General features: G+C 72.9%; 8 protein-coding genes. 4 read left to right on the top strand and 4 right to left on the bottom strand.

What is annotated here, in order from left to right; translation table 11 throughout:
- Positions 1–376: 376 nt before the first annotated feature.
- Entirely contained in the window at positions 377–2017 is a 1641-nt protein-coding gene (locus ACFVDP_RS36080) for an alkaline phosphatase D family protein (RefSeq protein ID WP_383499214.1), read from the bottom strand.
- Between the two features lie 121 nt (positions 2018–2138).
- Positions 2139–2813: an HNH endonuclease family protein gene (locus tag ACFVDP_RS36085; protein ID WP_383499215.1), complete on the bottom strand. Its 675-nt coding sequence runs from the start codon at positions 2811–2813 to the stop codon at positions 2139–2141.
- 579 nt (positions 2814–3392) lie between these two features.
- On the opposite strand from ACFVDP_RS36085, the gene ACFVDP_RS36090 reads away from it, so the two are divergent.
- A complete protein-coding gene (locus tag ACFVDP_RS36090; RefSeq protein WP_383499218.1) occupies positions 3393–4061 on the top strand; it encodes an HAD-IA family hydrolase in 669 nt (222 codons plus the stop codon).
- Positions 4062–4087: 26 nt separating this feature from the next.
- Here the strand turns inward: ACFVDP_RS36090 and ACFVDP_RS36095 are convergent, their stop codons facing one another.
- Entirely contained in the window at positions 4088–4987 is a 900-nt protein-coding gene (locus tag ACFVDP_RS36095) for a peptidoglycan-binding protein (RefSeq protein ID WP_383499221.1), read from the bottom strand.
- A 212-nt stretch (positions 4988–5199) separates the two neighbouring features.
- Here ACFVDP_RS36095 and ACFVDP_RS36100 point away from each other — a divergent pair, with 212 nt between their 5' ends.
- Positions 5200–7311, top strand: coding sequence for a DHA2 family efflux MFS transporter permease subunit (locus ACFVDP_RS36100; protein ID WP_383499224.1), 2112 nt, complete (start codon positions 5200–5202; stop codon positions 7309–7311).
- Here ACFVDP_RS36100 and ACFVDP_RS36105 read toward each other — a convergent pair.
- Positions 7295–7801 (bottom strand): GNAT family N-acetyltransferase, encoded by a 507-nt coding sequence (locus ACFVDP_RS36105; RefSeq protein WP_383499227.1) that lies wholly within the window; start codon positions 7799–7801, stop codon positions 7295–7297. The genes ACFVDP_RS36100 and ACFVDP_RS36105 overlap by 17 nt on opposite strands.
- 147 nt (positions 7802–7948) lie before the next feature.
- Here ACFVDP_RS36105 and ACFVDP_RS36110 point away from each other — a divergent pair, with 147 nt between their 5' ends.
- On the top strand, positions 7949–8593 hold the full coding sequence (locus tag ACFVDP_RS36110) for a hypothetical protein (RefSeq protein ID WP_383499230.1): 645 nt from the start codon (positions 7949–7951) through the stop codon (positions 8591–8593).
- A gap of 18 nt (positions 8594–8611) precedes the next feature.
- Complete coding sequence (locus ACFVDP_RS36115) at positions 8612–9298, top strand: hypothetical protein (protein WP_383499233.1); 687 nt, start codon at positions 8612–8614, stop codon at positions 9296–9298.
- The last annotated feature ends 126 nt before the right edge of the window (positions 9299–9424 follow it).

A 9424-nucleotide genomic window follows, 5' to 3' on the forward strand; every position in this document is an offset into this window, starting at 1 on the left:
GCGCAGTTCCCCGCGCCCCTGGAGATGCGCACTTCGTGCGCTGTCTCCATCAGGGCGCGCCACCCACCCAAGGCGGAGGTGCGCTCCTGCCCCAGGGGGCGCGGCCTCTGGGGGAGGTGGCGCGGAGCGCCTGCCTCAGGGGCGCGGGGAACTGCGCGAGAAGAGGCCACCGGGCCGCAGGCGGAGAACTACCGAGGGGCGCGGGGAACGGCGCGAGAAGCGGCCACCGGCCCGCAGGCGGAGAACTACCGAGGGGCGCGGGGAACGGCGCGAGAAGCGGCCACCGGCCCGCAGACGGAGAACTACCGAGGGGCGCGGGGAACGGCGCGAGAAGCGGCCACCGGCCCGCAGACGGAGAACTACCGAGGGGCGCGGGCTACGACAGGTTGCGGCTGGTGGTGTGGGTCAGGTGGCCGGTTGGGGTTGCCTGGTTCAGGGTGAGATGTGCGGAGCGGCCCCGCAGGGTCAGGGTCATCAGTTGGTTGCCGAACCAGGGGCCACCCGTCTTGCGCCACCGGAAGCGTGGAGCGGCGGCACGGGCATGACGGGCGAACGCGCGGCCCAGAGCGCGCCCCGCGCGGCTCCAGCCGAAGCGGAAGCCGAGCTGTATCCCGGTGGGGATCGAGTTGTGCACCGGAGAGCAGGTGAGTTGAAGGACGCGGGCCGTGGGCGCCGCCTCCGGCCACCTCGGCTCGGCGATGTACGCGTGGTGGACGTCACCGGAGAGGACGGAAACCGTCGCGGGCGCGCCCGGCCCCGAACCCGCCTCGGCGATCACCTCCCCGAGCCCGTCGAACGACGCCGGGAACGCCGCCCAGTGCTCCAGATCGGCCCGCCTGCGCAACTGCTCCCCGAACCGCGCCCACCGCGCCCCGCGCTCCCCGCGGCTCATCGCGGCGTTCCAGTTCTCGGCGTCGTGGATGAGGTGGGGCAGCAGCCAGGGCAGCGAGGTGCCGATGAGGAGGTGGTCGCAGGGCTCGGCCCGGTCCAGTGCCTGGGCGCGGAGCCAGTCGGTCGTCCTCGAGTCGAGCATCGAGCGGTGCTGCTCGTCGAGGACCCGGGCCGCGCGGGTGTCCACCATCAGCAGGCGTACGCGGCCGAAGTCCCGCCGGTAACTCCACCGGGCCGGACCGGATCCGGACCCCGCGTCGGCGTCGGCCCGGCTCACGAACTCGCGCAGCGCGTCCGTGCCGTCGGGCGTCGCGCACACGGCCTGGTAGACGGGGTCGGCGGCGAGTTCGGACGGCGGCAGGTTCCCGATGTGCTGGTGCACCCAGTACGACATCAGGCCGCTGAGTATCCGCTCCCGCCACCAGGGCGTGTCCCGCATCTCGGCGAGCCACGCGGCGCTGGTGTTCCAGTCGTCGATCACGTCGTGGTCGTCGAAGACCATCGAGCTGGGGACCGTGGACAGCAGCCAGCGGATCTCCGGGTCGAGCCAGGACTCGTAGTAGAGCCGCGTGTACTCCTGGTAGTCCGCGACCTGGGTGCCCGGCGCCTCGGTGAGGTCGCGGCGGCGGGCCAGCCATTCCTGGGTCGCCGGTGACGTCTCGTCCGCGTAGATCTGGTCGCCGAGCAGGACGAGGACGTCGGGGCGTTCGGCGTCCGGGTCGGCGGCGAGGTCGGACGCGAGGGTGTCCAGGGCGTCGGGGCCCACCGGGTCGTGCTCGTCGGCCGGCGGCGCGGCCCAGCGGCAGGAGCCGAAGGCGACCCGGGTCGCGCGGTCGTCGCCGTACGCGGGCGTGCGGATGGTGCTCGGCGGGAAACCGGAGTCCGGCTCGGGCCAGACCGTGCCGCCGTCGAGCACCACCTCGTACGGCGTCGCGGTACCGGGGGTGAGCCCGGTGACGGGGACGAGCGCGTAGTGGTGGCCGTCGATCTGGAAGGTGTGCGCGCTGCCCAGGGCGCCGTCCGCGCAGCGCACCTCGGCGAGGCACGGCCGGCTCGCCTCGACCCAGACCGTCGCCGTCCCCTCGTCCACGTACCTCAGCAGTGGGCCCAGACGGAGCCTCGCCATGTCATGTCCTCCCCAGGTGTCCGACGTTCCGTACGGTACGGACGGTACGGACCGTACGGAATGCCGGAGCCGCTCGGGGTGGTTCCGGTGGGCCGGATCGTTTCCTCGGTCGGCTACGGGGTCAGCAGCCGCTGAGGCCGGACTGGATCGCCGACTTCTCGGCCGAGTCGACCGACAGGTCGTAGTAGTGCTTCACCTGGACGTACATCCGCAGGTAGGTGCAGGCGTACGCGGCGCGCGGCGGCATCCACTCCGCCGGGTCCTTGTCGCCCTTGGACTGGTTGACGTTGTCGGTGACGGCGATGAGCTGCGGACGTGTGAGGTCGTTGGCGAAGGACTGGCGCTGGGCTGTGGTCCAGCCGCTCGCGCCGGACTTCCACGCTTCGGAGAGCGGGACGATGTGGTCGATGTCGACGTCGGAGGACGCGGTCCAGGTCGCGCCGTCGTACTCCGAGTACCAACTCCCGCCCGTTGCCGCACAGTCGGTGCCCGTCGTGACGCTCTTGCCGTCGCGCTTGAGGACCGTCTCGCGGGTGTCGCAGGTGCCGGACTGGGTGATCCAGTGCGGGAACTTGTCGCGGCTGTAGCCGTCGGACGAGCCTTCCGTCTTCACGGTCAGGGCGGAGAGGTAGGTGCGGGCCGTGGAGGCGGCGATGGGGGTGGGCGGGGAGGCCTGGGAGGGGGTCGCCGTGGCCAGGAGGGTGAGGGTGGCCGTGGCGGCCGCTGCGGTGAGCAGGGCTGCTCGGCGGGGTCGACGCGCGTAGACGGAGGGCGTGTGGTGGGGGGCGGTGCGCATGGTAACTCCCTTTGGGTGGGGGGTCGTTGGGGGTTCCTGCCGGGCGGGCCTGGGGTGTTCTGTGGTGTGGGTGGCGGTGCCTGGCCATGGTGTGGGGGTGGGGTTTCCGGGAGGTGTGCGTTGGGTGACAGGGTCGCGTCAAGGTGGTGTGCGGGGCAAGAGGGTGTTCCGGGGTAACTGGATTGAGGGTGTTGTCAGTTGGGGGCGCGCATGGGGGCGCTTGTGTGGGCGCGCGTGGGGTGCGGGGGGTTGTGGGTCGCCCCTGCCTCCCCTTCCCGTCCCGGTCCTGGGGCTGCGCCCCGGGGTGTCGGCCGGTGCGTTTTCGGGTGCGGGTTGCGTCGTGGCTGGGCGCGCAGTTCCCCGCGCCCCTTACGGGGCCCTCGCGTGTGTCGTCGGGTGCGGGTCGCGTCGTGGCTGGGCGCGCAGTTCCCCGCGCCCCTTATGGGGCGCTGTGGCCATCCGGGGATGCGTTTTGTATCGTGTAGGAACAAAGTGGTTCCCGCCCACTCACCCTGACCGGTGGGCGGGGCCGCCTTGGTTCGCTTGGTTCTCCCTGTCCGCGTTCTCTGGAGCCCGCCGATGACGGCCACGCCCACCGTGCTCTCCGCGCGCGCCCTCCTCCTCGACATGGACGGCACGCTCGTCAACTCCGACGCCGTCGTCGAGCGGATCTGGCGGCGCTGGGCCACCGCGCACGGCTTCGACGGCGATGAGGTCATGGCCGTCGCCCACGGGCGCCAGGGGCACGCCACCATGGCCGAGCTGCTGCCCGAGCGGTCCGTCGCGGAGAACCTCGCCGACAACGCCCGCATGCTCGCCGAGGAGACCGCCGACATGGACGGCGTCGTACCGGTGCCGGGCGCGGCGGCGTTTCTCGACTCGCTGCTCTCGGGCGCCGTGCCGCACGCCCTGGTGACCTCCGCCGACGTGGCGCTGTCGACCGGGCGGATGGCCGCCGCCGGGCTGCCGTACCCGGAGATTCGGGTCACCGCCGAGAACGTCGGCGCCAGCAAGCCCGACCCCGAGGGCTTCCTGAAGGGGGCCGCCGAACTGGGCGTCGATCCCGCCGACTGTGTCGTGTTCGAGGACTCGGGTGCCGGGATCGCGGCCGGGATCGCCGCCGGTATGCGGGTCGTCGGGGTCGGACCCCGGGCCGGGCAGCACGGGCCCACCGTGCACGTGCCCGATCTGAACGCCGTACGGGTCGAGGTCCTCGCCTCCGGGGAGATCCTGCTCCACGTGGGCTGACCCGGGCCGGGCCGGCCGCGGGCCCCTCAGTGGGTCTCCGCCTCCAGCGCCTCGCGGGTCGCCGGGCCGTACGTGCCCGCCTCGTCGCCCTGCACCCCGCGCGCCATCTGGAAGCTGCGGACCGCGAACTCCGTCCGGCCGTCGAAGCGGCCGTCGGCCCGGCCGTAGTACAGCGACAACTGCCCCAGGCGCTGCTGGAGTTCGCTCACCTCGGGGCCGTGGTCACCCCTGCGCAGCGTCGTCGCCGGAGCCACCTCGTTCGTGGGCTGCGACGCCGACGGGGACGCGGAGTGTGACGGCGCGGTCGTGCTGCGGGTCGGCGACGGGCTCGCGCTGTGGCTCGGCGACGGCGATGACGTCGACGGTGTCGCTGACGGCGCCGACGTCGAGGGCTCCGCGGCGCGGGTCGTGGCGGACGCGCTCGGGGCCGTGGAGGACGCCGGGGCCGAGGTCGTCGGGGCCGTGGGCGAGTGGGTTCCGTCCGCCGCGGTCGCCACGTCCCCTCCGCCGCCGCCCGAGGTCACCAGAACCATCACCAGTGCCGCCACGCTCAGCGCTCCGGCCACCGCGGTCAGCAGCAGCACCGGGGTGCGGCGGGCCGCCGGCTGCCCGGGCGCCTCCTCCGCGTCGTCGTCGGCGACCGGCTCGACGGCCGCCGGGAGCTCCTGCCGGAAGGGCGTGGTGCCGGCCGGCGGGTGCGCGTACGGGTCTGCTGGGCGGGGCGGTGGGGGCTGGGTGGGTTCGGGCAGCGTGACGTACGGGCGGACCCGCAGCGGGTTGAAGTCCTCCGCCTCACGGTCGGCCGCCGCCTTCTGATCGCCGGTTTGCGGGCCGGCCGCGTCCGGGGTGCCGTCGCCGGGCACCCCCTGGCCGCCCACCACGTCAGGCCCTCCCGGAGTCTCCGGGCCGTTCTCACCCATGGTCATCGTCCGCTCCCTCCCCAAGAGCCCCGCCCTCCCCCGAGAGCTGAGCGCATTATGCAGACCCCGTGAAGGGAGTGTGGTGCCCGGCCCCGGGGAAAACGGGCGGCCGGCAGCGGTCGGTGCCGGACTCAACAGGCCAAACCTGGCCAGACCTACCAGGATGGGAGGTACCAAGCCCCCGGCCGGTCGGCGCCGGGGAGCCCTGGGAGGTGGCCATGAGCACCCCGGAGAACGGCGGCGACCCGGCGGTCCGGGCGGGCGCGACGGAGATCGGCGGCGGCAGCCGTACCCACGGCGCGGCGCCCGGCGACGCGGGCAAGAGCAGCAGCGTGCTCATCTCGATCGGCGCCCTGCTCCTCGGCATGCTGCTCGCCGCGCTCGACCAGACCATCGTGGCCACGGCGCTGCCGACGATCGTCAGCGATCTCGGCGGCCTGGAGCACCTGTCGTGGGTCGTGACCGCGTATCTGCTCGCGTCGACGGCCGCGACCCCGCTGTGGGGCAAGCTCGGCGACCTCTACGGGCGCAAGAAGCTCTTCCAGATCGCCATCGTGATCTTCCTGATCGGCTCCGCGCTGTGCGGCATGGCGCAGAACATGGCCGAGCTGATCGGCTTCCGCGCCCTCCAGGGACTCGGCGGCGGCGGGCTCATGGTGCTGTCGATGGCGATCGTCGGCGACATCGTGCCGCCGCGCGAACGCGGCAAGTACCAGGGCCTGTTCGGCGCCGTCTTCGGTGCGACGAGCGTGCTCGGTCCGCTGCTCGGCGGGCTGTTCACCGAGCACCTGAGCTGGCGCTGGGTCTTCTACGTGAACCTGCCGCTCGGCGTCATCGCGCTCGCCGTGATCGCCACCGCCCTGCACATCCCGGTCCGCTCCAAGAAGCACCGCATCGACTACCTCGGCACCCTCCTCATCGCGTCCGTCGCGACCTGCCTGGTCCTCGTCGCGTCGCTCGGCGGCACCACGTGGGCCTGGGGCTCGGTCCAGATCATCGGGCTCGCGGTGCTCGGCGTACTGCTCGCCGTCGCCTTCGTGTTCACCGAGTTCCGGGCCGCCGAACCGGTGCTGCCGATGAAGCTGTTCCGCGTGCGCACCTTCACCCTCTGCGCCGTCATCAGCTTCGTCATCGGCTTCGCGATGTTCGGCGCGATGACGTACCTGCCGACGTTCCTCCAGGTCGTGCACGGCGTCTCGCCGACCATGTCGGGTGTGCACATGCTGCCGATGGTGGCCGGTGTGCTGATCGCGTCGACGGGGTCCGGGCAGATCGTCAGCCGCACCGGCCGCTGGAAGGTGTTCCCCATCGCGGGCACCGCCGTCACCGCGCTCGGCCTGCTCCTCCTGCACAATCTCACCGAGACCAGCTCCGCCTGGGAGATGAGCGCCTACTTCTTCGTCTTCGGCTTCGGGCTCGGCCTCGTCATGCAGGTCCTCGTGCTCATCGTGCAGAACGCCGTCCCGTACGAGGATCTGGGCGTCGCCACCTCCGGCGCCACCTTCTTCCGCTCCATCGGCGCCTCCTTCGGCGTCGCGATCTTCGGCACGATCTTCACCAACCGGCTGACGGACAGGCTGGGTTCGGCCCTCGCCGGGCAGCCGCTGCCGCCCGGTGTCTCGCCGGACTCGCTCGGCGCCGACCCGCGCGGCATCGCCGGGCTCCCGGCCGCGCTCCAGCCCGCCGTGCTGCACGCGTACGCCACCTCGATCACCGACGTCTTCGTCTACGCGGTGCCGATCGTGCTGGTCGCCTTCGTGCTGGCCTGGTTCCTGCGCGAGGACAAGCTGCGCGGCTCCGTCACCGCGCCCGACGCGACCCAGACCCTCGCCTCCAACCCGGTCGAGCGGTCCTCGTACGACGAGGTCGCGCGGGCCCTGTCGGTGCTCGGGACGCGCGAGGGGCGGCGCGAGATCTACGAGAAGATCACCGCGAAGGCGGGCTACGACCTGCTGCCCGCGGCGAGTTGGCTCGTGCTGCGCATCAACCGCTACGGGTGGGCCGAGCCGTCCGCCCTCACCGAGCGCAGCCAGGTGCCCCTGCCCGTCATCCTGGAGGCGGCCCGCCAGGTGGAGGAGCGCGGGCTCGCCGTCCGCGAGGGGCTCGACCTGGTCCTGACGGACTCCGGACGCGAGGTCGCCGCCCGGCTCGGCGCGGCCCGCGAGGAGTCCCTCGCCGAACTGCTCGGCGACTGGTGGGGCGACGAACGCCCCACGGATCTCATCCAGTTGGTGTCCGAACTCAACTCCGAAATGTGCGGCTCGGACGCCGAGCGCCCGCACGACAGCGCCGGAAGCGCCGCGCGCACCCCGGCTAAGGCAGCTTCTTGACGAACCAGTGCTCGGCGTAGACGTCGTCGTTGAACGGCTCCGTCTCCGCGTATCCGAGCCGCGCGTACAGCGCCCGCGCCTCCGTCAGGTCTGAGCGCGTGTCCAGCCGGACGCGCACGGCGCCCAGCGCCCGGGCCGCGTCCTCGGCGGCGCCCACGAGCAGCGCCGCGCCCCCCTTGCCGCGCAGCTCCTCCCGTACGAAGACGCGCGTCAGCTCGGCGGTGCCGGCGGGATCGCCCGCGACCAGCCGAACCCCGGCGGTGCCGGCCGGCTCGCCCTCGTACCGTGCGACCAGCAACTGACCGGTGGGCGGTGCGAGTTGGACTCCGCGCTCGGCGGCGATGCCGCGCTCCAGCTCCGCCGGGTCTGTCCTGCGGCCCTCGTGCAGCAGGTACCAGCGGTCGCTGACCTCCGTGTAGTACGCGCGCCAGAGTGCGGCGGCGACCGGGGAGTCGTACGGCTCGGGGGTGACGGTCCAGGCGTTGCGCATGGGGAATTGTGGGGCGAGTGGGGCGGGCGTACGCAACCGAATTCGGTGTACGCCCGAACCGATCTGTTTGCGGCGGTCAGAGGCGGCAACCCGGTGCGGGACGGACTCCGATACCGAAGCTGATACCGGGAAGGTCGGGAGACACGAATGTCGACAGGCGTGATCATCGCTCTGATAGTGGTGGGGATCGTGGTCGTCGCCGCGGCGGCCGTCTTCGCCGCGCGCACCGCATCCCAAGGCGGACACGGCCTCAAGCGCCGGTTCGGCCCCGAGTACGACCGCGAAGTGGCCCGGCACGACGGCGACACCAAGGCCGCCGAGCAGGCACTCGCCGAGCGGGTGCGGCAGCACGGCTCGCTGCGGGAGCAGCCGCTGGAGCCCGCCGCCCGCGAGCGGTACCTGACGCGCTGGGCCGACGCCCAGGAGCGTTTCGTCGCGTCGCCCGCCGACGCGGTCGTCGAGGCCGACCTCATCCTGGCCGACCTCGCCAAGGACCGCGGCTTCCCCGACGGAGCCCGCTACGACGAACAGTTCGCCGCGCTCTCCGTCCACCACGGCCCGCACGTGCACGGCTACCGCCGGGTGCACCAGGCGGCGACCGTCCGGCCGGGCGCCGACGAGGAGAGCCACGCCGGTACGGAGGAACTGCGCACGGCGCTGCTGGAGGCGCGGGCCCTGTTCGAGGTGCTGCTCGGCACCGAGCGGACCCCGCACCGGACACCCGACGACGCCGAACCGCACCAGCAGCAGAGCCGGGGTGGCCTCAAGGGCCGCCTGGCGAAGGGCAATTGAGGGGAGCCGAGGAAAACGATGACGGACATAGAGCGCAATCGAAAGAACGCCCTCCAGCACGACCCGGACACCCACCGCGACGAGACCGCCGCCACCCCGGACCGCGACCTGACCCGGGGCACGGAGACGACCTCGGGCGTGCCCGTCGGCTCGGGCACCGAGGCGCCCCGCACCGCCACGACCGGTGGCAAGCTCGGCGACAAGCCCGCCGACACCGGCCTGAGCACACCGGCGGCAGCGCCCACGCCGCCGTCCACACCGCCGCCGCCGCCGGCACCGACATCTGCACCGGCAGCGACACCGGCACCGACCCCGGCCTTCGACAAGACGGTCGGACCGGCCGCCGACGAACCGGGCCCGCTGGTCGCCGGTACCGAGGGCCACGAGCGCAGCACCCACCACCGCGACCACGACCACGACAACGGCCATGGCATGACGGCCGAGCGGCTCGTCCCCACCGGCACCCACGACGAACTCTCCGGCCGTCTGCGTCAGGCGGTCACCGGCTTCGTCGACCAGCCGCGCGCAGCCGTCGAGGAGGCCGACCAGGTCCTGGAGGACCTGACGGCTCAGCTCGCCGAGACCCTCGCCGGCCGCCACCGCACCCTGCGCACGTCGTGGCAGGAGTCCGCGGACGACACGGAGCGGCTGCGCCTCGCGCTGCGCGACTACCGCGAGACGGCGGAGAAGCTGCTGAACCTCTGAGCCGCCGAACGGCCTCGGCCCGCGACGGCATCGGGGGGGGGACCCCCCCCCCCAGGGGAGGGGGGGGGGGGGTGTTTTGGGTCTGGCGGGGGCCGGGGGATAGGGGGGGTTATGACTACCAAGCGG

This window comes from Streptomyces sp. NPDC057694 (genome assembly GCF_042799415.1).
GTDB lineage: Bacteria > Actinomycetota > Actinomycetes > Streptomycetales > Streptomycetaceae > Streptomyces.